The organism is Aquiflexum sp. TKW24L (assembly GCF_023502205.1).
GTDB lineage: Bacteria > Bacteroidota > Bacteroidia > Cytophagales > Cyclobacteriaceae > Cognataquiflexum.
In genome coordinates this window covers 1-24,814 of sequence record NZ_JAMFLG010000028.1, presented here as the reverse complement: position 1 = coordinate 24,814, position 24,814 = coordinate 1, and the positions used below count along the sequence as shown (strand labels likewise).

Below are 24,814 nucleotides of genomic sequence, written 5' to 3'. Positions count from 1 at the left end.
CAAAAGATGCAAAGTTTCAGGACAGAAATAGAAAATCCAATTGTTGAGAAAGACATTCTCGAACTGGAAAAAAAGATACGACTTTTTAGAGAAGGCAAGATTGATGAAGAAAAATTCAGAAGCCTCCGCCTTGCCCGTGGCGTCTATGGACAACGGCAGCCGGGTGTACAGATGATCCGAATCAAACTGCCTTATGGCAAAGCGACCGGCGAACAATTGAGGCGGATTGCAGATGTTTCGGATAAATATTCTACAGGTAGACTCCATATTACTACCCGTCAGGATATTCAGATTCACTACGTGAGTTTGGACGAAACCCCTGCATTGTGGGCAGAATTAGAAAAAGACGATGTGACTTTACGCGAAGCCTGTGGCAATACTGTGCGGAATGTAACCGCTTCTGAGACTGCCGGAGTCGATCCCAAGGAGCCTTTTGATGTCACTTTGTATGCAGATGAGGTTTTCAAATATTTTTTGAGAAATCCTGTTTGCCAGGAAATGGGCAGGAAGTTCAAGATGGCTTTTTCTGCTTCGGATGAAGACACTGCATTGGCTTACCTCCACGATTTGGGTTTTATCCCAAAAGTAAAAACTGAAAACGGCCAAGAAATCCGCGGTTTCAAAGTCATGCTTGGCGGTGGACTTGGTTCACAGCCGAGACATGCTGACTTGATCACTGAATTTCTTCCAATAGATGAATTGATCCCTTTTATCGAAGGTGTATTGCGGGTTTTTGACCGACATGGAGAAAGGTCAAGAAGGTTGAAAGCAAGAATGAAATTTCTGATTTCAGATATCGGATTGGAGGCTTTTCTTGATTTGGTCAAAGAAGAACAAAAAGCCCTTCCATTCAAAACATATCCCATAAACCACGACGACTATGAGAATTCCAAACAGCTCTTTCAACCGGAAGTTCCCGAGTTGGAAGAGCCTTTGGACCTCGCTTATGAGCAATGGAAACTCACCAATCTACTACCTCAGAAGCAAAAAGGCTTTGTATCGATCGGCGTAAAGGTTTTCTTGGGAGACTTCTACACCCCCCAAGCAAGGCAGATCGCCGACCTGATAAAAAATTATGCAAACAATGAGCTGAGATTTACGCTCAGGCAAAACATCCTTATCCGCGATGTTCAGGAAAAAGCCATTCCATTCTTTTACCAGGAATTGAAAAAAATAGGTTTGGCAGATGCCGGCTACAATACTTTCGGAGACATCACGGCTTGCCCGGGAACAGATACCTGTAACCTCGGCATTGCGAGCAGTACCGGTATTGCAAGAGAATTGGAGAAAGTAATCCTTGCAGAATATCCGCAGTACCTCAAAAATAAAGACCTGACGATCAAAATATCTGGTTGCATGAATGCCTGTGGACAGCATAACATGGCCCATATCGGGTTTCAGGGGATGTCCATGAAGGTAGGCAAAGTGGTAGTACCGGCACTTCAGGTTTTACTTGGAGGCGGAACCTTGGGCAATGGACAGGGAAGATTTGCTGACAAAGTCATCAAAGTTCCAAGCCGCCGCGGGCCTGAGGCATTGCGGATATTGATCGCAGATTTTGAGCAAAATGCCAACGGTACTGAATCCTTTTTGGATTACTATGACCGTCTTGGACATATCTATTTCTACGATATTTTGAAAGTATTGACAGAAACCTCCACTATTACCGAAGCCGATCAGGTCGATTGGGGACATGAGGAGGCGTATAAAGTAGCAGTTGGTGTTGGGGAATGTGCCGGAGTGGTGATTGACTTGGTAGCGACTTTACTTTTGGAGGCAAGAGAAAAACTCGAGCTTTCCAAAGAAGGATTGGTGGAGAAAAGATGGTCTGACAGCATCTATCACACTTATGCTGCTATCGTAAATGCTGCAAAAGCCATCTTGCTCAGCGAAAGCAAAAGTACCAATTCCTATGCAAACATTGTAGCATTGTTTGACGAGACATTTATCCAAACAGGAAAAATCGGCTTGGAAAAAGACTTGGCTTCAGTAGTCTATGAAATCAACAAAAATGAGCCTTCCCAAGAATTTGCAGAAGCATATTTCAAAGAGGCCATCAAAGTATTTGACGCGATCAGCGCTTACAGAGAACAGGAGGTAACAGCATGATTCAAGCTATTAAACCAAAAGTAACCTTGGTCGGTGCGGGTCCGGGCGACCCTGAACTGATCACGCTAAAGGGTGTCTTGGCACTGAATAATGCCGATGTCGTCCTTTATGATGCTTTGATCGACAAAGCACTCCTAAAGCATGCCCCTGACAATGCGATCAAGGTATTTGTTGGAAAGCGGGAAGGCAGCCAAGTAAATCCACAGGATGACACCAACAGGCTTTGCGTGGAATATGCCCTAAAATATGGCCATGTGGTCAGGTTGAAAGGTGGAGATCCCTTTGTCTTTGGGCGCGGGGCGGAGGAAATTGATTACATCTCGGCTTTCGGGATTCCGACGGCAATGGTTCCGGGGATATCGTCTTCAGTGGCTGTTCCGGCGGCGGCGGGAATTCCTGTCACCAAGCGCGGAGTGGCTGAGAGTTTTTGGGTAATCACAGGAACCACAAGTTCGGGTGAATTGTCACGCGACCTGCAATTGGCCACCCAATCTACAGCTACAGTAGTGGTATTGATGGGATCCAAAAAACTCCCCGAAATCGTCAAAGTCTATCAAATAGCAGGAAAGGGAACCCTCCCTATTGCCATGATCCAAAGCGGAACCACAATCGATCAAGAAATAGTAGCAGGAACGATCAACGACATCGAAAGCAAAGTATCCGACAGCCGTATCGGTGGCCCTGCTGTGATTGTGATTGGGGAAGTGGTGAAGGAAAGTTACCTACTCAAAGAAATTTACCAGGAATTTGCAGATATTGAAATAAGTAGAAATATACTTCGTGAAATAAAGTTGAAATAGGCCGCGCGAAATATACTACGTGAAATAAAGTGGAAATAAGCTTCGCGAAATAAAATTGAAATAAGCTTCGCGAAATAAAGTTGAAATATACTACGTGAAATAACTGGAAATAGGCTGCGCGAAATATACTATGGGAAATAAAGTGGAAATAGGCTTCGCAAAATAAAGTTGAAATATACTGCGTGAGATATGTGGAAATAGGCTTAGAGACCAAGTAGAACGTCTCTCCTTTTATTTCAACCTATATCAACTGTATTTCTATATATCTCCCTTTAATATTTCAATTTATATCAAGCATACTTCTACGTATCTCTCTTTAATATTTCAATTTATATCAACCTTATTTCCACCATATTTCTATAGTATTTCTACTTTATTTCCACTTTATTTCTAAATTTTCTAGTAAAATATGAACCACCTCTACCCCATCTTCCTCAAAGTCCACCAATTGAATACGCTCTTGGTAGGTGGGGGGTTTGTGGGCACGGAGAAGTTGGCTTTCCTGCTCAAAAGTAGTCCAAAGGCGCAGGTGACGGCTGTTTCCAGAGAATTCAATGAAGACTTTTTGGCCTTGGCAAAAGACAATCCTTATGTCACGATGATCCAGGATCTCTACCATGAAAAATACCTTGGGGGAAAGCATATTGTCATCGCGGCCACAGACGACAAGGCTGTCAACAGGCTGATTCATGACCAAGCCAAAGAAAGATTTTTATTGGTCAATGTGGCAGATACGCCGGACCTCTGTGATTTTTATTTAGGAGGAATTGTTACCAAAGGAAATGTCAAAATCGCCATCAGTACCAACGGCAAATCCCCAACTACTGCCAAGCGTTTGCGTCAGCTACTCGAGGAAGTCATCCCTGAGGACATCAATGAATTGGTGGAAAACATCAACAAATACCGGGAGACTTTAAAAGGAGATTTTGAGTATAAGGTCGAGGCCCTGAACAAGCTGACGGAAGGTTTGGTCAACAAAGAGAAGTCAGGGCAATATTGAGTAAAATCACACAATTGGTCCCGATTGTGTGATTTTTTTCACGTTTTTGTAACCAATTGTGTGATTTTGGCTTTCGGTTTGATTTTAAAACCGGAAACCAATGCCAACCGAATACCTGAATCCCATAGTAGATATGTTTGTCCTGCCATCAAATTCCGCGACTCTGTCCTCCAACAAGTTGTTTAAAAAAGGAACTCTATCTACAATGTGCTCAATGATCAGTTGGAGGTTTTCATCTAGTTCCACAGGAGGTAGATCCCCATCCAGAGCCATTTCCACATTGTAATTGGAGATAGAAGGGCCCAAGACCAAAAAATCCAATGTCATCCTGTCCCATACCACAAATTGATATCCCAAAGCCACTCCTGCACTGAGGATATTCATTTTGGAATTGAGGGTAACAGATTCAAATTCATCTGTTTCCGCACTCTGAATTTCAAAATCCTTGATGTTTTTAAAATGGTGAATTGAGGCATACGGGGCAATATAAACACCTCGTGGGGCATTGTATTTATTTTCTTTGGCTAGGTAAAATCTGTAGTCAAAGGTGACATTGTATCCGAATTGCTCCGCATTAGATATCTTCTGAACATTTTCAAATCTTTTGAGGAGCTCTGGCAAAGTTATGCGACCTACTTGAACAGAAACTGACCGATTTGGATTGAGTACCCTTTCGTATTGAAACAAAAATGCACTGTTATACAAAGCGGGGGCACTCAGGTTATACTTGATGACGTTTTTTCTAGATACAGAATCCTCCCTTTGGGAAAAGGATGAAAATGAAAATAAAACCAATCCAAAAAACACGAATACTTTGATGAGCTTTTCCATAACAATTTTATTCTGGTTTCAACTTTCCCTTTTTTTAAGTGAACATTAAGTGGTTGTCAGAAACTTATTTTGACAGTGATATTTCGTGTTTTTCAGGGACTGACCTCACCAAATTTAAGGTTTAATTAGATCATATTTTTTCTTTGAATGGATTAAAGAAAAGCAAATTCTATGGCAAAATGAAGATTGTCAATTTATAGCAAAAACACCTTGAAATGTCTCATCTATCTATCGTAAATTACTTTTCTAAATTACTAGAAACCAAAAAAGCACCGACTTAGCCGATGCTTTTTAACAATCCATTTCAACCTAACTTTCATTTTTTATTTTTCTTACTTCCCTTTTTTTCTTTGAAAACCATGTCTTTCAGATTTTCTTCTTTCACATCGAGCAATCTGGTGATATTAAAACCCAACAAATATTGGCCTTGTGCAAAATTATTGTTGTTCAGGAAATTATTATGCTGGGGAACTATCCATTGGTAATTTCCTAAGAATACTTGAAAGGCATGCAATGGGGTGGCCAATTCCAAACCCAATGAAACATTGGGATGGGGGTTATTGGTAGGGTGCTGGGTAATCGGTTGATCGTAATTTCCGATAAATGAAAGCGCATCAGATACTTTATATCTTCCCAAAATGGTAAATGAAAAGTGGTCGTTGTTCATTAAAGCTTGCTTGTCCCCTTCTGGGTTAATAAAAGCCTCTACAGCATTAAAATGACTGAAATTCAAAGAACCTTGTACTGACAAATCCCTATTCAACTTTTTGGCCACCATGATCTGATGGAAATAACTCCAGCGGTCTGAACTATAGGTAAAATTTTCAGATGGTCTGGTATCCACTGCCATGTTGACAAAGTACGTTACGCTTACAGGTTTGGGATTGGGTCCCTGTTCTTTCATAATAGCATATTTCGCATTGAAATCCCAAAGCAGGTTGAATTTGGTAAAGCCAAAACCTACCATGAGGTTGTTTATTGGTGTATATGCAAAACCCAATCTAATATTGGAAGGGGCATAAAGTCCCCAAAAGTCACTATAACCATTATTTACCGTTCCAAATCTGTGGAGAATATCAAACTGGAATGTTTTCCTCAGAGGGACCAGCACAGTTTGGTTGTCTATCAGCCAGGTACTTTCAAAGGTATTCCCTACTCTTTGGAGCGGGCGACTATGAATGTAAAGTGTCTGAACCTCTTCTTCTGGATTAACCTTTTTCTCTTCCTTCTCCACTTCCTGGGCCATCAAGCCAACACTCAGGGCCATCATAATCACAAAAGAGAAAATGACTGAAAAATTTATTTTTATTGTTTTTATCTTTTTCATATTCTGTCTAATTAATTATTTAAAGCGCCATCAGTAATCCATCTCAATATCCTGTTGTTATAATCAGAATTTGGTCCTGAGGTAGGCATTGGAATTGAGCGGTTTCCCTTCATCCATTGGTACAATTCACTTGATTCCGGTGAATCGGTGTTTATATAACCTCCGTTAATCAATGCATTGTAGGCATTTGCCGGTCTTAAGTCAGGTCTGACTGCGCCATTATGACACCCTGCATTATTGCAACTTTGGTTAAAAATCGGGATAATATCCCCGCTAAAAGTCTGTGGACCTACACTGTCTAGATCCGGTGGCTTTGGAACAATTTGATCGTAATAGCAAGAATTCAGGACCAAGGTAAAAATGAGCAAGGTCGAGAACGCCACGAGTATATTTTTGAATTTCATGGTTCTTCAGATTTAATTGTGTTTTAGATTCTTTCAAAATCTGGGGGAGAATTGATTAGGGTTACATCGAACAAAAATTCCCTGATTATTCTCCCCCATATTCTGTCTGCTTTCCGGATACAATTTGTTAGTTCAACACACCTTGTGTGAAGATCACATTATTGCTCTCAGTATGGCAGGTGATACACTTGGTAGATTCAATGCTCCCTGATCCAGGGTGCGCTCCACTCCTCAGCCAATCGTTTGTGAATTTTGGCATGACTGCCTGCTTCACCCAATAAGTATCCAATGCAGGAACAGTGTTCCAATCGACATCGGAGATATTCGAAACCTGCTTGGCCTTGAGATCCGCACCCTCTAGGTTGGATAACTCATAGGGCAATGAAATATCATGTGTTTCGGATCCTGCTCCGGAGTCGTGCATGGCAAAACTGACTGTGAATTTTCCTCCATTAGGGAGTGTGGCTAGATTGGCATCCTTGGTGGAGGTCGTAGCAAGTTTTCTCTTTAGAATTACCGTCCACTCATCTCTTTCTGCATTGAATTCCCTTTCAGAGGAAATGTCATGCTGGTCAGAATTGTAAATAAAACCAACACTACGGGTGACCATTGCCTTTTTGCCTGAGGCTACCCATTCTTGGTGAACCTGATCAAGTTTTGTAATGGCTGCCGGTGCGGTTGAGATATTGGTTTCGGTTGCCCAAAAATTCTTCCAAACATTAAAATCTGCGGTAGTCTCATCACGCAAATGAGCCGGAAGATGGGTAAGCGATCCTGTGGCAAGCCATGCCAAATATCCCAAGTCTATGGCGTTGACTTTTTCGACGGGATCAAAATTACGATCCTGGTACACTACCAATAAACTGATGTTCTTGGATACGTCTTTGATCTGAGGTATATCAATATGTGCATCGATCATGGTAGCATTTGATCTATTTGGGAGAAAAAATCCCGGTATAACAAAACCACCCGGAAGGGTTTTCCCTTTATTAAAGACAAATCGAGGCAGACCATCTACCAAAACCGGGTGACCTGTACCTGTGATCGCTCCGTGATCTTCTCTAAATCTATCTCCACCCGAACGTAGAAATTTGCTCGGCATGGTTCCTAAATCATCTCTAATCCGCGAAACATTATCCACCGCAACATCTTCAGCATACCCCATTGGGCCGCTTCGTGCTCCCCTCCAATGCCAATGATCCAAAACTGCATTGGTCAAAAGACGGTGATCCGTCATTCCAGTATGGCATGTAATACCGCAACCCATCCTTGCATATCCCTGTATTCCGCCTTCCTGCTTGTCAATCATAAAGGTTATCCGATCCTCTTCTAATCTTCGGTCTGACGCAAGTCTGTCAAACCTTGTCCCATTGTGCTGAAGCATATCATGGAACTGCATAGGGTAGTTTTTCCCGACATTGGCCTGACCTGTAGGGTAAAGCTTCTTTTGGGTTTTCCAGACAAACTTAAATGCAACTTCTGATGCATTATAAGCTACCTGAACGCGAACTTGCTTGTCCAATTGTCCCAATGTCGGAACATCCGGATCACTAGGGTTCAACGTGTCTTCATGGGTACAACTAGCGATGAAACCCAGACTGAGAAATGTGATTAGCAGTACCAGCCATAGTGGTTTACTGCCTGTTTTTAAAAGCCCCATAAGTCAAATTTTTAAAGATTGGTTGAATAGTTCATGCATAATTATTAGAAATGAAGGTAGGCCATTAAAAAATAGAGGAGCTTGACCAAAAACATTTTGAAACATGACTTTTATCATAGTTGAAAATCCATAGTTTTTATCTATGATTGTACTATTTATTATTTAGATATAACCAATTAATGATTTTCAAATTAAAATATGAAAAAAATAACCTCCTTTGAAGGGTTGATAAACCCAAACTTGAAAGAAAAAACTCCCATCAAATGAAAAAAACCACCCTTATCGTTTATTCCTCAGTAGATGGACAGACAATGAAAATATGCAACCATCTTTCCAAGATTCTCAATACCGGCAATGAGGAAGTTCATTTATTTCCTGTAAACGCTTTCAAAGGAAACCTTGAGCAATATGAAAAAATAATCATCGCCTCCAGTATCCGATACGGGAAGCACAATGAGGCCATTGTAAAGCTAATCAATGACAACGCCGAAATGCTCAACAGCAAGAAAGCAGCATTTTTATCGGTCAATCTTGTGGCAAGAAAGCCAGAAAAAAATGGTGCAGACACAAACCCTTATGTCAAAAAGTTTTTGGAAAGCATCACTTGGAAACCCTCCCTTGTCGGAGTATTTGCAGGGATGCTGGATTATTCCAAATACAAATTTTCGGACAAGCTTTTGATCCGACTTATCATGGTCATTACCAAAGGTCCAATATTTCCCAAAACTGCCATTGAGTATACTGATTGGAAAAGGGTAGATGCTTTTGCAGAGGATTTCAAAAAGTTGTGATGCTATCCAATGTGAAAATCGAAGAGAAAATTTAAGTGTCGAAGACCACCGTACTGAAAATGATCTCTTATGCATATTAAAGAAATCCGGTTTTTTGAAGTGATCCATTTCAGGTGTATCTTCAATACTTCTAAATCAAGCCGGATATGAAAAACAAGTTCTCCCTACTTTTGATCATTTTTTCCTTTTCTGTACACCAATTATATTCCCAAGACCTCAAAAAACTCGATGCCTACTTTGCCAAAATGGTACAGGATTGGGATGTACCGGGAGCTAGCATCGGCATCGTCAAGGACGGCAAGTTGGTCTTTACCGGAAACTATGGCCTTATCGAAACCGGCAAACCTGGCAAACCGGATGAAAACACCCTTTATGCAATTGCTTCCAATTCCAAAGCTTTCACCTCTGCGATCATCGGGATGCTCGTGCAGGAAGGAAAACTGAATTGGAACGACAGGGTCAAAGACCACCTCCCCTATTTTTCACTCTACAATGACCCCTGGATCAGCAGTCAGGTTACCGTGCGCGATATCCTCAGCCATAGGGTAGGTTTGGGTACCTTCAGCGGAGATGTGATCTGGTATAAATCTGAGATGAGTGCAGAAAACATGATCAAACTCGCAGGAAAACTTCCACAGGCCTATGATTTCCGTGCCGGATATGGCTACTCCAACCTGATGTATATCACCGCCGGCGAGCTTATCAAAAAAATCACAGGCAAAACTTGGGGCGAAAATGTCAAAGAAAGAATCCTGATTCCCTTGGAAATGAACAGGACACTGACTTCCGCACGGGAATTAGAAAGTACAAATAACATTACCACGCCACATGGAAGGGAAAATGACATAAACTTCCCGATTCAATTTGAAGATTGGAATGAAATCGGAGCCACAGGTGGCATCATCTCTTCGGTCAATGACGTGGCCAAATGGATGATCTTCAACCTGAATCATGGCATCCATGGCAAGGACACCCTGCTAATCAGATCCACCCGCAACATGGTTTGGACACCGCACAACAATTTTCCGGTGGACCATACTACAAAGAACGACTTGGGGAGACATTTTGCAGCCTATGGCTTAGGTTGGAACCTAGGAGATTTCCATGGAAAACTGATGGTGGGCCATACAGGTGGATTTGACGGGATGATCACTGCAGTGACGATGATTCCTGAAGAAAACCTCGGCATTGCCGTCCTGACCAACGGCCACAAAAGCCCCATCATGGCCGCTACCTATTATGCATTTGACCAATTTTTGGGAACAGGCACGAAGGATTGGTCGGCAGACTTACTTGTCAGGACCAATGAAAACCATAAGAAGGATACCCGCATCGCTGACATGAAAGCCAAACGGGTGATGGGCACCAAACCCTCCCTTGCACTTTCTGCCTATGCCGGCATCTACCATACTGAAGTGTATGGCAATATCATTGTCTCTCTTGAAGACGGAGTGCTCTTGCTTGAATTTGAAAACTCACCTCGCCTTTCTGCGACGTTACGGCATTGGCATTATGATGTATGGGAAATCGTATGGAACGAAAAGCATGCCTGGTTCAGCTTGGGAACGGTCAAATTCCAGACCGACAACGACATGAAAGTCACCGGACTGGAATTCCAAGTTCCCAATGATGACATTTTCTTTGAGGAATTGAAGCCAAAGAAGGTGAGGTAAAAAATGATGAATTCAGCGTTATGAATTGGCCTTTGCATGACCTGAAGTTGGTAATGCAATAGTTGCTTGTCGAAATGGAAGTGTGGCGTATCTGTTTTTTTCTTGTTCCTTATTCTTGGTGATTTTCACCTCAGCTGCCTAGCTTCCATGAATGCAACTAACATAAAATCATATACTTAAAAACATTCTGCTTAAAGCTGAGTTAGAATCACATTAATTAGCAAATTCTAAAATTGATTTGTTCTGTGAATCACAGATTGTTACTTTTAAAAGTAAAATCTCCGATTTATATTTCGACAAACTGCACACTAAAAAATAATTTTAAAATAGATGAAGAAATTTAAAAAATCCGAAATTGTATTAATGGTATTGGTGGTAGTTCTAATCGGAGTATCAGAATATTATTATCTCATTCAAAATGAACCAATGAAGGCTATTTTTATTGGTTTGTGGTGTCCGACCATTTTGGGCTTTTTGATAATATTTAATATGAAAAGGTAAAATGGAAAATTTAGACATAATTATATTGACAGTATTGGTCGTTGTTTCTTTTGTAATTTTTATAGTCACTTCTATAAAGGAAATTACCCAAATGGAGCAGAAACCCTATGAATTTGAAAAGGCATCCGGTTTTACCAGAGCAGCTTTATTCAACGTGCTTAGTTCCTTTTTTGAGGATGATGAAATTCCTGAAAAAACCAAAGAAAAATTCAAAAGCACCATAAAGCGCACCATCTCCGATATGGAAACAGATGGGATCTATTTTGATGAAAAAGAGAAAAAATTCCCGAAAAGTGAATAGCTTAAATTTGCCATTTCTTTGAATTGATTTTTTGGCTTTCTGCCGGGGGAAAACTCCTAAAACCAGTTTTTATTTCACCGAAAAATCCCGCATCGGAATTTTTGATCTTCCTGTAAGCAATGCATACAAGGAGAATTTTAGACATGCCAAACCGGTTGGGAAATTGATTTCCCTGATTTTTGAGTTTGACCAAAAGGAACAGTTGTTGGGTTTTTGGGAAATTGTCAAATACAAAAAGGGGTTGATGTAGTTTAATCACTTTGGGAGACGACTATTTCAAAACGATGGGTATGAAGCATCTTTACTTTAGCTTTTCATTCGGTTAAGAAGGCTACGACCAATCCGATTAATTCTCTTAAAATGGGTTTTAATTCAGAATACTGAATTCATGATTCTGAATGTAGGTTGTCGTCATTCTTAATCAGGGACCACTATGCATCTTCAATAGCGAAAATACCTATCAGGATCCGCTCCGGGGTAGCTAAACGGTAACCCAGACACGGAGTATCCCTAACTGGGACACGGAGTATCCCTAGCTGGGACACGGAGTATCGGTAGGGGAAGGTAGGCTGAAGGTATACTAGGGTATAGAGGAAGTGTAAGGGAACGTAGCAGTGACATCATGTGATTTCAGGATAAAAAGTTAAACGTTTAAGTTTGGGCTTAAACTTTTTATCAATGGCCCAACAGGCTAAATTATGGCTGTAATCCTGCTTCTTCTAAAGCTGGATCAGTAGCTGTCCTGCTTCTCCGGAAGCCGGATCAGTAGCTATCCTGCTTCTCCGGAAGCCGGACCGAAACTAACCTGTAACTTTTAGTCTCATGGAACCAAAACCTATCCAAGCAGAAATAATCGGAAAAAAGATCATCCTGAAGATGCCCAAAAATGATGCTGATGTAAAGTTTATCCTGACCCTCAGGTACTCCAAGTGGAATCGGGAGGGATATTTTTGGGAGATCCCGCATTATCCCGGCAACCTCGAGCGGATTCAACAGCATTTTGGGGAAAGGCTTGGACCTGTCATCCGACATGAGTCTATCACTTCTGATTCCTCCGAGCAATCAAGGAAGATTGACAAAAACCAGGTATTGGTTATCAAAACCCGATCTGGACGGCTTAAACTGATTTTTGGATACAATGCTACGCTGACCAAAACGATAAAATCTATCCCCTACTACCAATGGGATCTAAAAAACAAGTGGTGGACAATTCCCTATTCAGAGCAGTTTTTGGAAGAGGTGAAAAGAAAGATCGGGGAACTTGGTTTGGTTATGGTTTTTGAAGAGGAAGAAAAAAAGACTGAGGTGGTGGCCAAAATTTCTGCCTATGACATCCCCAATTACAGAAAATGCCCTGAGGAGTACGTGCATAAACTGGAGGAAAGGAGGTATAGTGAAGGGACGATTAAAGCTTATGTACCCTTGTTTGAAGAGTTTATTAATTATTTTTCAAAATCAACAATGGAAGACTTGGGGGAAAAAGAGGTTATGGAATTTTCAAGATATTTAGTGATGGATAGAAAAGTCTCGAGTTCTCATCAGAATCAGGCTATCAATGCCATCAAGTTTTACTTTGAAAAAGTAAGAGGTGGAGAGCGCAAGTACTACCATGTAGATCGGCCTATCAGAGAAAAAACATTGCCCACGGTATTGAGTGAAGAAGAAGTAATAAAAATTTTGAGAGTAACAAAAAATCTTAAACACGTAGCCATTCTGATGACTATTTATTCTGCAGGCCTAAGAATAGGTGAACTTGTAAATCTAAAAATCAAAGATATAGATTCCAATCGTATGCAGATACGGGTAGAACAGGCAAAGGGGAAGAAAGACAGGTATACAATTCTGTCACAAAGGACCTTGGAAATATTAAGGAGGTACATAAAAGAGAATAGGCCATTTGAATATTTATTTGAGGGACAGGGAAGTACCAAAGAAATACCTGTGAGATATTCAACAACCAGTATTTCGGCGATTTTAAGTAAGGCGGTAAAAGATGCGGGAATAGCAAAAAATGTAACCGTACATACTTTAAGACATTCCTTTGCAACCCATTTGTTGGAAAGAGGAACTGACTTAAGATATATACAAAGTCTATTGGGACACGAAAGCCCAAAAACAACTCAAATATATACCCATATCACCACAAAGGGTTTTGACCAGATAAAAAGTCCGTTGGATGGTTTAGATTTATAATCAAAATCCTTTAGTTTTATAGGATTTCTTTCCACAATATTGTGGAAAGCATGCTGAATTGGAATGCTTTCCCCTATAATTGAATAAAGCAAAACGTTACAGCCAATAGGAAAAAAATGCAGACACCAGAAAAATTACTTATAATCATAATCTTTATTACGATCCTAGGTTGTGATTTTAAACCAAATCGAAATAATTTTTGGATCAATCAATCTAAAATAGATGAAGTTGTAAAGTTTGAAAAAACATTAAACAATAACATTGAAATTATAGAACAAAAGGTTTTTCTGTCTTCAAGCGTATTTCCCAAAGCTGATGAACTTGATTTAGATCTCCCATTGATTGTAAAAAGGGAGGGAAAATTTATCCCATTATATGCGGAATATTTTTTCACAAGTGAAGATTCAATCCTACAATATGTAAGCTATAGTTGGGAGCATGAAAGGTTTAGCAGTTACCAAGAAAAACAAAACTTATGGAAATTGGAAAGTGATAAATTAACACAGTATGATTCAGCTTATCAAAAAATAAAAGAAGATTTAATTGAATTGCTGTCCTTACCTATGATCGAGGATAAGGAATTACAAAAAATTATAAATGAAAATGGAGTAGAAGTTTATTCAAGAGAAGCAATTTGGGAGGATGAAAAAACCAAATCAAAACTAAAACTTTTCTTTGGAGACCAAACCTTTCGAATTAGATGGAGCCATTATTGGAAATAAGGAACTACTGGCTGTAACATCACCTTGGATACAGCGGGCGGCACCGAGTAACTATGAAAATCAGTACCTTTAAGAAGTTTGGATTAAGCTTGGAGGATTCGGCTCCGAATGCCCGCCGTCTCCAAGCTGAATCACGTTGTGCGGCAGCTTAAAAGACGACACATGACAGATAACAAACTCAATAAAGACGAAAAACAAGCCGAACTTGAAAAGTATAGGGACTTGGTATTGACGACAATTGACTACTATCTTGACAACCAGATAATGCAAATCAAAACGGAAGACTTTGATTCCGCAGAACATTTCAAAGGAATTAAATCACAGACCGAAGAACATTTTCAAAAAGGTAGATTAACCAGACTAAAACAGTGGTTTCGTGACTTGACAGAAATGCAAGTGGAAACAGGAGATTTAAAATTCAACAAGTATCTGCAAGAGAAAACCAACTACGACATTGATATTTTTAAATCCTTTTTCCATCGAGTTGACAAAGTAATTGAAAAAGGCAAAATCACAACGGACAATCAATTTTATGACATTAATAAAATGGTTGGCCAACTTTGCCAAAGTGAGCCAAATGACAGCGAAAAAATTGAAAAATTAAATAGACTTTTAAGTGAATACGAACAACGAAAATCAAGATAGATAAAAAGCCGACCGCACAACATGGTATAGCCACAATAGCGGGGCTTGGTGGTAGTTTTAGGTTCGCTGCTCCGCTTGGGTTTTTGTCTCGGCGGAAAGTGACGAAGCCCGCATTTCCGCTACTGTGGCTATACCAGGACCGTTTCCACTAATGCTAAAGTTACGACAATGAACAGAAAAATAACTTTTTTGCTTTTCGGTTTGATATTACTTTTCAATCAAGTAAGCGGACAGACAATTAAGCACCAATTCGATTTTAAGCAAGGCTCTGTTACGTTGAAAAATGGAACAATCCTTCACGGTGAGGTGGCAAACATTAAACATGGATTTAGGGATAAATTATTGGACCGTGTGAGGATAAAACCAACCGGTAAAGCTCTCACTAAAAAATATCCCCCAAGTAAAATTTTAGGGTATTCAATGGGGACCCGTCAATTCGTAAGTTGGCGGGTGCAACGGAATAATGCTTTATTTAAAGAAATGTATACGATTCATGCTGGGAATGAGTACAAAATTTTTGAATTGCAGGAAGAAGGGCATTTGAGCATTTATCTGGAGTACTTTGTTGACGATGATTTATGGATTCGTTCAGTACCTTTTTTCTTGAAGAAGGATGAACTCGTAATGGTGCGGGCAACTCAAGGTTTATTTGGATTGAAACGAAATTTATTTTCAGATTACTTTAGTGATTCTCCTCCGTTAATGGAGCTCATCGATGGAAAAAAAATTACAACACCGGAAGAGGTTGCGATTTTTTACAACAATTGGAAAGAGGAACAACTTAATCCAAAATGATTTACATCGCATCAATGGTATTCCTAAGCGATTTTTGTTTATTTCATCAACCCCCTCAGTTACCTATTTTCCCGAACCACTATGATTCCTGTCTAAAATGACCACCATTCGCCTATCACGCGGCGATCCCGAAAGCTTCCTAAAGAGCTCTTATGCGACGGTTCACTAGATTGGGAGTTGTCCCCATTATTTAGAATTTACGCTGCTTCTACGTAAGCTTCTTCCTTACTTAATATCTGAGCGACATTTGCAAGCATTACACCATAAATTACCTTAGAACATACATCCGCCACTGTATAAGTTATTTGGCGGGCTACGACTCCGGATTCGTTGAAAAGTCCTCCTTCAATGCCAAATAAATGAGGCATCAGGTATGCACCGGGATACAAAAGCCAAGAGATGACAAATAATGTCCATATCCCACCCAACATTTTTTGAGCTTTGAGAGGAATTCCTTCTTTACCTTCACTGATTACCTTTCTCATTAAAAATAAAATATGGAAGAAAAAAACGGTGGATACAGCACCCCAAATAGCAAAAGCAGTAAAATCAGTCACCTCATAAAATTGACCTATATAGCCGGTAATGATCATGGCTGACCCCGAAAACCAAAATTGATTTCTTATGCTATTAAAATTTGATTTCGTAAGACTGACTACAAAAAGTATCTGAAAAAGCAACATTGGCACATCTATTAACCAGTTAAGATACCTGTAGCCATTGTTAAACAAGTCTTTACCATTGCCCAAAAAGTATTTTCCTTGTTCTTTATCAAACACAAAACTGCTTGTCCAATTATTAGCTTGCACATATAAAAGCAAAAAAGCCGATACCATAACCACGACAGATAAAACAGCCGAAATCCTGTACTTAGGAGATACAGATTTTATGGTAAGTATAAAGTAAAATAATGCTGCCAACATTACTGCATACCCTAAAGTAAGTACCTGTGCGACTATCTGATAGCCCATTTCAGAAAACCCTTGATTGATTCCGATGTAGTTTTCAAAATTTGCGTTGCCTAATTCATTCATAATTATAGAACTTTGTATAACCATCACAGCAGTGTAAATCAATACAATTACAATGATATAGTGTGATCAAATATTAATTTTTTAGTATTTGGATAAAAGTAAGACCTATTACTTTTAATTATCTTATACTTTCATTGCAGGTTTTTATATAAATCTCACTTTCAGCAAGATACCATGCTTCCCCCTGTGGGCCTGTGTCCCTCGAACCTCAGGTATTTTGTGAGACACGAACTACAGCATAAAAAAAACTTGGCACCAATAAAATCTAGACCATCATTTAATGGAGCAGTAACAACAAATCAAATAGCGAAAAGGGGCGTCAAAATGGCTGTTCAGTGGATTGTAAGTTGCGCCAGCATGAATGAGGGGTTAAGATGGTTTTGAGGTGGTAAGAATGCACCAGTTCATATTCATTTCTTCTCAGGCGTACCAGTGTGGTAGTAGTGGTCAGGATTGTGTTGAATCACCTGAAATTGAAATACAGTTTTTCCTTTTCGCTTATCGCATTTCGCCCGTTGGAACGGTCATCTTTTTGGCCTTTATTCCCCATTCAAGGCACACAAATTAGCTTTCTACTAAGCAGGATAAAGTCTTGTACAGTCACATACTCATCTTCTGAGTTAGATTCTAGCTTCGGCATGACGTTTTCTGAACGTTGGTGGCAATCAGCTTTAGACAAACTTTACAGAAAAATATAATACAACAAAATCCTTATTCTTACTTCGCAATACCCTTTTAAAGATGACTAATATCATTTTTATTAATTGGTTCGGGTTGTATATTTTGAAAGTTTACTAGGGATCACAGAAACAATATTTTAAGAAGAAATATGGAAAAGAAAATAACCATAAAAGAGACCAGTCCTCCAAAAACCAAGTCCACTTTAGCAAGGCCAAAAAAAGTTTCAACTGGAGACGTTATCAAAGGGAAAACCCCTAAACAGATTCAAGACAACACTATTGAAGTGATACATGAAGCCAAGCTTGAAAAGGAAGTGGCTGCCATTGAAGATATTTTCGGGAAGTCTAACAATAAGAAAAGGTCTTTAAAAGACTATCTGGAAAAATTCTCTGAGGAAGATAAAAAAGAGGTCTTAAGACTACTAAGAGACGAATTGGAAAATAATCAGGTTCAGAAACATCCTGATGAGGTTTTGTCAAAACTTTGGCATCAAGGCGGATATCCCTATGAATATCTGATGTCCAGAAAAAATTACGAGAAACAAAAATATAAACTACAGGTAGAATTATTAAAACTTCAATCATGGGTCAAAGAAACCGGTTCCAGAGTTGTGATATTATTTGAAGGAAGAGATGCCGCCGGAAAGGGAGGAACAATAAAGCGCTTGATGGAACATCTTAATCCGAGGGGGGCAAGAGTTGTTGCTTTAGAGAAGCCAACGGATGAGGAAAAAGGGCAATGGTATTTTCAGAGGTATATTAAACATTTTCCCTCTAAAGGAGAAATTGTGTTATTCGACCGCTCCTGGTACAACAGAGCAGGAGTAGAAAAAGTAATGGGATTTTGTGATGATGAAGAATATTTGGAGTTTATGCGTGAAGTTCCGGAATTGGAACGCAACTTAATACGGAGTGGAATATATCTATTTAAATTTTGGTTTTCTGTGAGTAGAGATGAACAAAAGAGAAGATTTAAAGACAGGGAAAATCATCCACTGAAACAATGGAAATTATCACCAATTGATAAAGCTTCATTGAACAAATGGGATGATTATACTGATGCTAAAGAAAAAATGTTTTTCTATTCAGACACCTCAGATGCTCCATGGATTGTGATTAAATCAAACTGTAAAAAACGAGCCAGACTCAACACGATGAGGTTTGTTTTAAATAGATTTACATACAGTGATAGAGACGTGAACAACATTGGAAAATTGGATTCATTAATTGTAGGACGTTCGAATGTGATTTATGAAAAAGGTGAAAAGCGGTCGAATGAAGTAACTTGATTGTTAGCTATTCAATAATAAATCATGTTGTATTACTAATAACAGCCGGTAAAAACAAGAAATTGGCGGTTCGCTGGTTAATTAAAGCTTACTGTACCGCACCTGCGGGATTCAGTGCCGGCAGGCAGTTTTCGTCTAGGAAATTGCCGACTTCCAGAAGCTGCAAACAGATATAGGCAAGACCGCACCTTAAAAAAAATAATAAATTTAAAAGAGACTTTAAACCCCCAGCCCTAATTCATTGGAAAAAGTCTAAAGTTTATAATAAAACATTTGAAAAATATCCCGGAAAGTCAGAAAAAAAAAGGAGACTAATTGTCCCCTTTTTTTGTTGATTCCTGAATGGTTTTTTGGATCTCTTTCAACACCTCCTGATGTTCATTTTGCCAGAGTTCCATTTTTCTTTGAAACTCTTCCATCTTCACCTTATTCTCTTTTTCCCAGATTTCCATCTTCTTTTGGAATTCATCCATTTTGGGTTGGTTTTCTTTCTCCCAAGCCTTCATTTTTAGCTCGTACTCTTCCATCTTTGGAGCGTTTGCTCTTTCCCATTCCTCCATTTTTTTCTCAAATTCCTCTATCTTAGGTCGATTGGCTTTCTCCCATTCCATCATTTTGGATTCAAATTCCTTCACTTTTGGGGCAAATTCCTTTTCCCATTCCTCTTGCTTTTTCTGCCATTCGGCTAGCTTTTCTTTGTTTGCCTCGTTCCATTTTTCCATTGCAGCTGCACGCTTTTTATCAGCCTCAGCCATTTTGGCACTCATCTCCGCCCTCTTCTTTTGGATTTCTGCCTTGGACATCTTGGTGGTATCAAAATCGTACTTGTAACGGTAGGTGAAATTATACACGCGTGCAGAGTCAGAAGGGAAATATATATCCGAAGGGATTTCTATATATAATGCCGAGTCCGGAAAAGCCATGAATGGGGCAATGTCAAAATCCATTACAGGCATATCGTCCATATTCAGTTCAGGAATTCCCGGCATACCAAAATTCATAGGAGGCATCGGAGCCATATTTAATTCCATCTGAAACATCGGCATGGCTTCAAAGGCAAAAGGTACCACAGGAAAGTCCTTGAACATCATGTTGAATTCAGGCATTTCCAGAAATACAGGCTTTATGTCTTTGAAGAACAAACCCAAATCTTTGAGCCCTTCCATTTCTTTTTTAAATTTCTCCTTTTGCTCCGGAGTCATTTTGTCCCAATCCATTTCAATAATGACCGGGCCTTTTGGCGGAATGGTGTCTTTGGAAGGATAGGCGTATGCGCCAATCCAATTACCTTCAATGGTATTTGTGTTGATTTCGGTAGCCGTCAGTTCTTCAAAGGACTCCTTGGACGGCTTGTCGCTCGCACCGACCATCAGGGTGGCGCCAAGCAAAAGTGTGATCATCATGGTCATGCTGGTTATAGTAGTTGGTTGTGTTGAGGAAGTTTTGACTCCCATTATTCTTTTGATGCGGTCTAGGGTTGGGTTGTTGGGTTTGGCGGCAGCCATGGCGATATCCGGTGTCGGGTTTTTCGCATGGTTCAGTACATTGGCAAGGCCAAATGCCAGGTCTTTGGGAGAAATCCCCATGCTGATCGCAAGGTCATCGCAGGCATTTTCACGCTGTTCTTTGGCTGTTTTATTGATCCACCAAAATATGGGATGGAAAAAGAACACCACTTCCAAAATAGATTGTACCAAATTGACCAAGTAATCGTGCCGCTTGATGTGAGCGAGTTCGTGGGCGATGATTGCCTCGAGCTGCAAAGGTGAAAGCTGAAAGAAAAGACCTGCAGGAATGAGAATCACCGGCTTCCAAACTCCATAAGTCATCGGGACGTCTACGTGGATGCTTTTCAGCAGCTGTACAGGTTTGGACATTTGGAGCGATGTGAGCTGCTTATCCAATACCTGCTGCCAAACAGATGCTACCGTGTCATGTTGCTTTTGCCGGAGGTTGCGGATGTCGGCAAGCGAGGTAGCCAACCTTACCAAAAAAAGCATGGCTCCCAAAAACCAAACCTGAACCAATGTCGGAATCCAATTTTCTATCCGTCTCGATACGATCATCCAATCGGAGGGCGCATCTATCAGGTGGTTGGAGATGGGTTGGGTCAAATGCTCGATTTGGGAAGTATGGGGAATGGCTCCGGATGGGACTGGAAGTGACGGTGGAATGGAATAAATGAAAGTTCCCAAAGCCAAAACTGTAATCAGAGCAAGTGCTGAAATGCTAAGCCTGTATTTGAAAGCGGCGGATTTTTTGCCAAAAACCTGAAGCGCCAGCCACAGCATCAGACCAACGCCTGCAATCTGCCAAAGGGCATGGACGATCATCCAGCCGAGGCCAAGTAAATAGGGTTCAGCGATAAAAGTGGACAAAGTTTCCATTATTGTTCATTTTCCAATTGGTCCAAGAAAGCGCGAATTTCATCTAATTCCTCCTTGGAGGGATTGCCCTGTCCGAGAGCCTGCATCACCAGGTTTTTGGCAGAGCCGCCAAATGCTGTGGCCATAAAATTGGTCACCAGGTTTTTTTGAGTGACGGTCTCGTCTACCGCCGGAAAGTAAATGTGGGTACGGTTTTGCTCATCCCTGCGGAGGAGGCCTTTGGCATGCATGATCTGCATGGTCTTGAGGGTGGTGGTGTAGCCGGTGTCTTTGGTTTCGGCTAGTTTCTCGTGGATTTCCCTCACGGTTGCCTGCTCCATGGGCCAGAGCAGGGACAAAATTTCAAGTTCGGATTCAGTTGGTTTAGCTTGCATAGCGGTTAATACGATTGCTTTCGTACAAAGTTATACGAAGAGAATCGTAATGCAAATTTTTTGTACGACTTTTTCCGTAGATCAGTCTTAAAGGAAGTTAAAAATTCAGCTCCGGTTTTGCATCTAGTCGAATTTTCTTCCAAACAAGGCTCCAAACTGACTGAAGGCAGGTCTTTTTTATATTCCCCGAATGGCTGAACCATCCCTGAATACAATTAGTTGTCTATACACTGATTTAAACCAACAAAATTAAAACACGATGAGTACACAACCACTTTTAGAAAAATTACAATTGGGTGACCTGACGTTGAAAAACAGGATCGTCATGGCGCCGATGACCAGAAGCAGGGCCGACAATCCGGGAAACATCCCAACAGAACTCCATGCCACATACTATTCGCAAAGAGCCTCTGCGGGATTGTTGATTACTGAAGGTTCGCAGGTATCCAAAATCGCCGTCGGCTATATCAATACCCCGGGGATTTATTCCCCGGAACAAGTAGAAGGATGGGAAAAAACCACTTCCGCTGTTCACGAAAATGATGGCGTTATTTTTATCCAATTGTGGCATGTAGGCAGGATGTCACATCCTGATTTTCATCACGGTGAACTTCCGCTTTCGGCTTCAGCCCTCAATCCAAATGAAAAATCATACACTTTCGAAGGATTCAAAGAAACTGTCACTCCAAAAGAAATGACATTGGAAGAAATCAAGCAAACCGTTCTTGATTTCAAAAATGCAGCAATAAATGCCATGGACGCAGGTTTTGATGGCGTCGAAATTCACTCTTCCAATGGCTATCTTTTTCACCAATTCTTCAATGGTACCTCCAATGTGAGAACCGACCAATACGGTGGAACCATCGAAAACAAAGCGAGGATACTGTTTGAAGTGATCGATGCGATCAAAGAAGTAATGCCTGAAAACAGAATTGGACTCAGGTTGAATCCTTCCCTGAATGGCGTTTTTGGAATGACGATGGATGAGGATACTATCCCTACTTTCGATTATATCATCAAAAGACTCAACGATTACGATTTGGCTTACCTGCATTTGTCAGAGCCTTTCACGGATGTCTCTAAGATTCCTTTTGCCGAAAAAGAAATTGCAAAACGATACAGACCGATTTACAAAGGCACGATTATTATCAATTCTTCTTTTGACCAAGAAAAAGGAAATAAAGTCATCGAAGAAGGCCATGCCGATGCTGTAGCTTATGCCAAACTCTTCATTTCCAATCCAGACCTTGCCGAAAGGTTTGAGCAAAATGCTCCATTGGCAGATTGGGACACCGACACGTTCTACACTCCGGGCAAAAAAGGATATACAGATTATCCTTCCTTACAGCCTAAGGAGCTGGTTTAATTCCTAAAAAGGCCGAGTTATTTCGGCCTTTTTATTACTTTGCGGCCATGTGTTTATTAGCTTTCAACTGGAACAACCACCCCGAGTATAAATTTATCCTGGTAGCCAACAGGGATGAGTTTTTTGAGCGACCGACGGCTTCGATCCATCTTTGGGAACAAGGATTCTATGCAGGAAAAGACCTTAAAGCAGGGGGAACTTGGTTGGGATTGCACCCAAATGGCCGGTTTGCTACGCTGACCAATCACCGGGATCTCAAAAACCTCAAACCAGATGCAAAATCAAGGGGGAATTTGGTTAAAGATTTTTTGGAAGGAAATATGGTTCCCTTAGAATACTTGCAAGAAATCGAAAAAGAGAAAGACCAATATGATGGCTTTAATCTTTTGGTGGGATCGGGTGATGAATTGTTCTACCTATCCAACAAAAAAGAAGGCATCTTCAAACTGGAAAATGGATTGTATGGCCTTAGCAATGCACTATTGGAAACTCCTTGGGCAAAACTTGTCAAGGCAAAAGAAAAGCTCCACACCAAAATCGACAGGAATGAAATAGATCCGGATGGGTTGAGGGAGGTTTTGCTGTCAAGGGAAATCGAACCGGACAGGTTTTTGCCAGTTACCGGGGCGACCTTAGAGCAGGAGCGATTGCTTTCTTCCCAATTTATTAACGTGGGCAATTACTACGGCACGATCAATACCACGGTGTTGCTTTGGAAGCATTCAGGCGAAGTAGAGATCAAGGAAGTCCGGTATTTTCAGGCAGAAAACCGGTCAGAGGAAAATCAGGTTCAGTTCCACATGGACGAAGTCCGCGAACAGAATATTGGCTAATTTGTTGCACTCATCGAGGAGCATGAAATCGGATAGAAGGATTATCATTAGCCTTCAATTAACACTTAAGAAAATTTAAATCTTTTTGAAATGGAATTATTGGATGTTTTTGTAGTCGGCGGCGGCCCGATAGGGTTGGCATGCGGGATAGAATGTGAAAAAGCGGGGCTGAAATACCTCATCGTCGATAAGGGCGTACTGACCAATTCCCTCTTCAATTACCCGCTAAACATGACATTTTTTTCGACTTCCGAAAAACTAGAAATGGGTGGCATCCCTTTTATGTCCATCGCCCATAAACCCACGAGAACAGAAGCTTTGGAGTATTACCGCAGGGTAGCAAAAACCTGGAAACTGAAAATCAACCTGTACGAGGAAGTCAAAACAGTGTCCAAAGCAGAGGGTGTTTTTGAAATCAATACCTCCAAGGCAAAATACCATACCAAAAACATCATCCTTTCTACGGGATTTTACGATTTGCCAAATCTGATGAAAGTGCCCGGCGAAGACCTTCCCAAAGTGACGCATTATTACAAAGAACCTTGGCCCTACATCGGCCAGAAAATCATTGTTGTCGGCGCTGCAAACTCTGCTGTGGATGTCGCCCTCGAAACTTGGAGAAAAGGCGCTGAGGTCACCATGGTGCTGAAAGAGGAGGGTATTGACCCCAATGTAAAATATTGGGTCAAGCCGGATATCGAGAACAGGATCAAAGAAGGTTCGATCAAAGCCTTTACCCATTCGACAGTCAAAGAAATCCGGGAGAGGGACGTCGTGCTCAACACTCCTGAGGGGGAAGTAACCGTGGAAAACGATTTTGTCTTGGCGATGACAGGTTACAGACCCAACTTCGCTCTGTTGGACCAATTAGGTATAAAGCTCAGTCTCGACGACAAGCGCCAACCTTGCTACGACCAAGCCAATCAGGAATCAAATGTGAATGGGGTTTACCTTGCAGGCGTAGTTTGCGGTGGGCTCAATACCCGTGAATTTTTTATCGAAAACTCCATCGTGCATGCCGAGCAGATTGTGAAGGATATTGTGGGGAAAGGGTGAAGGTAGAGGGAGGAAGGTGAGAGGTAAGAGGTGGGAAGTTGGG

22 protein-coding genes are annotated in these 24,814 nt (G+C 40.8%); 15 read left to right on the top strand and 7 right to left on the bottom strand.

All coding sequences use genetic code 11. The features are described 5' to 3' along the window. The first annotated feature begins 6 nt into the window (after positions 1-6). From M3O96_RS16335 to M3O96_RS16325, 3 genes are all read left to right on the top strand, one after another. Complete coding sequence (locus tag M3O96_RS16335; RefSeq protein WP_249722330.1) at positions 7-2,109, top strand: ferredoxin-like domain-containing protein; 2,103 nt, start codon at positions 7-9, stop codon at positions 2,107-2,109. Further along, positions 2,106-2,909 (top strand): uroporphyrinogen-III C-methyltransferase, encoded by an 804-nt coding sequence (gene cobA, locus M3O96_RS16330; RefSeq protein WP_249722328.1) that lies wholly within the window; start codon positions 2,106-2,108, stop codon positions 2,907-2,909. Before M3O96_RS16335 ends, cobA begins: the two co-directional genes overlap by 4 nt. A 409-nt stretch (positions 2,910-3,318) precedes the next feature. Beyond that, positions 3,319-3,909, top strand: a complete 591-nt coding sequence (locus tag M3O96_RS16325) for a precorrin-2 dehydrogenase/sirohydrochlorin ferrochelatase family protein (protein WP_249722326.1) — start codon at positions 3,319-3,321, stop codon at positions 3,907-3,909. An 84-nt stretch (positions 3,910-3,993) separates the two neighbouring features. Here the strand turns inward: M3O96_RS16325 and M3O96_RS16320 are convergent, their stop codons facing one another. From M3O96_RS16320 to M3O96_RS16305, 4 genes are all read right to left on the bottom strand, one after another. After that, on the bottom strand, positions 3,994-4,740 hold the full coding sequence (locus M3O96_RS16320; protein WP_249722324.1) for a DUF3575 domain-containing protein: 747 nt from the start codon (positions 4,738-4,740) through the stop codon (positions 3,994-3,996). A 316-nt stretch (positions 4,741-5,056) separates the two neighbouring features. Next, the gene (locus tag M3O96_RS16315; RefSeq protein WP_249722323.1) at positions 5,057-6,067 is read right to left on the bottom strand and encodes a DUF5777 family beta-barrel protein; all 1,011 of its coding nucleotides are present in this window, start codon (positions 6,065-6,067) and stop codon (positions 5,057-5,059) included. 11 nt (positions 6,068-6,078) lie between these two features. Then, complete coding sequence (locus tag M3O96_RS16310) at positions 6,079-6,471, bottom strand: hypothetical protein (protein ID WP_249722321.1); 393 nt, start codon at positions 6,469-6,471, stop codon at positions 6,079-6,081. Positions 6,472-6,598: 127 nt separating this feature from the next. Next, positions 6,599-8,131 carry an ethylbenzene dehydrogenase-related protein gene (locus M3O96_RS16305; RefSeq protein ID WP_249722319.1) on the bottom strand — a complete coding sequence of 511 codons (1,533 nt, stop codon included), beginning with the start codon at positions 8,129-8,131 and terminating at the stop codon, positions 6,599-6,601. A 263-nt stretch (positions 8,132-8,394) separates the two neighbouring features. Here M3O96_RS16305 and hemG point away from each other — a divergent pair, with 263 nt between their 5' ends. From hemG to M3O96_RS16265, 8 genes are all read left to right on the top strand, one after another. Then, positions 8,395-8,922, top strand: coding sequence for a menaquinone-dependent protoporphyrinogen IX dehydrogenase (gene hemG, locus M3O96_RS16300; RefSeq protein ID WP_249722317.1), 528 nt, complete (start codon positions 8,395-8,397; stop codon positions 8,920-8,922). Positions 8,923-9,068: 146 nt separating this feature from the next. Then, entirely contained in the window at positions 9,069-10,595 is a 1,527-nt protein-coding gene (locus M3O96_RS16295; protein ID WP_249722316.1) for a serine hydrolase, read from the top strand. Between the two features lie 502 nt (positions 10,596-11,097). Next, positions 11,098-11,397, top strand: coding sequence for a hypothetical protein (locus M3O96_RS16290; protein WP_249722314.1), 300 nt, complete (start codon positions 11,098-11,100; stop codon positions 11,395-11,397). Between the two features lie 31 nt (positions 11,398-11,428). Next, entirely contained in the window at positions 11,429-11,647 is a 219-nt protein-coding gene (locus M3O96_RS16285) for a hypothetical protein (RefSeq protein WP_249722312.1), read from the top strand. 572 nt (positions 11,648-12,219) lie between these two features. Further along, complete coding sequence (locus tag M3O96_RS16280; protein WP_249722310.1) at positions 12,220-13,590, top strand: tyrosine-type recombinase/integrase; 1,371 nt, start codon at positions 12,220-12,222, stop codon at positions 13,588-13,590. Between the two features lie 116 nt (positions 13,591-13,706). After that, on the top strand, positions 13,707-14,312 hold the full coding sequence (locus tag M3O96_RS16275; RefSeq protein WP_249722309.1) for a hypothetical protein: 606 nt from the start codon (positions 13,707-13,709) through the stop codon (positions 14,310-14,312). A gap of 162 nt (positions 14,313-14,474) precedes the next feature. After that, entirely contained in the window at positions 14,475-14,957 is a 483-nt protein-coding gene (locus M3O96_RS16270) for a hypothetical protein (protein WP_249722308.1), read from the top strand. Between the two features lie 168 nt (positions 14,958-15,125). Next, positions 15,126-15,752 (top strand): hypothetical protein, encoded by a 627-nt coding sequence (locus M3O96_RS16265; protein WP_249722307.1) that lies wholly within the window; start codon positions 15,126-15,128, stop codon positions 15,750-15,752. A 197-nt stretch (positions 15,753-15,949) separates the two neighbouring features. Here M3O96_RS16265 and M3O96_RS16260 read toward each other — a convergent pair whose 3' ends face one another. Then, positions 15,950-16,786 (bottom strand): bacteriorhodopsin, encoded by an 837-nt coding sequence (locus tag M3O96_RS16260; RefSeq protein ID WP_249722306.1) that lies wholly within the window; start codon positions 16,784-16,786, stop codon positions 15,950-15,952. 829 nt (positions 16,787-17,615) lie between these two features. On the opposite strand from M3O96_RS16260, the gene ppk2 reads away from it, so the two are divergent. Then, positions 17,616-18,755 (top strand): polyphosphate kinase 2, encoded by a 1,140-nt coding sequence (ppk2, locus tag M3O96_RS16255; RefSeq protein ID WP_249722305.1) that lies wholly within the window; start codon positions 17,616-17,618, stop codon positions 18,753-18,755. A 311-nt stretch (positions 18,756-19,066) separates the two neighbouring features. Here the strand turns inward: ppk2 and M3O96_RS16250 are convergent, their stop codons facing one another. Together M3O96_RS16250 and M3O96_RS16245 are read right to left on the bottom strand one after the other, a co-directional pair. Continuing rightward, the gene (locus M3O96_RS16250) at positions 19,067-21,142 is read right to left on the bottom strand and encodes a M56 family metallopeptidase (protein WP_249722304.1); all 2,076 of its coding nucleotides are present in this window, start codon (positions 21,140-21,142) and stop codon (positions 19,067-19,069) included. After that, positions 21,142-21,516: a BlaI/MecI/CopY family transcriptional regulator gene (locus M3O96_RS16245; protein ID WP_113924007.1), complete on the bottom strand. Its 375-nt coding sequence runs from the start codon at positions 21,514-21,516 to the stop codon at positions 21,142-21,144. The genes M3O96_RS16250 and M3O96_RS16245 overlap by 1 nt, the downstream gene beginning before the upstream one ends. A 259-nt stretch (positions 21,517-21,775) precedes the next feature. On the opposite strand from M3O96_RS16245, the gene M3O96_RS16240 reads away from it, so the two are divergent. The 3 genes from M3O96_RS16240 (at position 21,776) to M3O96_RS16230 (ending at position 24,771) form a co-directional block, all read left to right on the top strand. Next, positions 21,776-22,882, top strand: a complete 1,107-nt coding sequence (locus tag M3O96_RS16240) for an alkene reductase (protein ID WP_249722303.1) — start codon at positions 21,776-21,778, stop codon at positions 22,880-22,882. Between the two features lie 47 nt (positions 22,883-22,929). Continuing rightward, positions 22,930-23,715, top strand: coding sequence for an NRDE family protein (locus tag M3O96_RS16235; RefSeq protein ID WP_249722301.1), 786 nt, complete (start codon positions 22,930-22,932; stop codon positions 23,713-23,715). A 90-nt stretch (positions 23,716-23,805) separates the two neighbouring features. After that, a complete protein-coding gene (locus M3O96_RS16230; protein ID WP_249722300.1) occupies positions 23,806-24,771 on the top strand; it encodes a YpdA family putative bacillithiol disulfide reductase in 966 nt (321 codons plus the stop codon). Positions 24,772-24,814 lie beyond the last annotated feature (43 nt).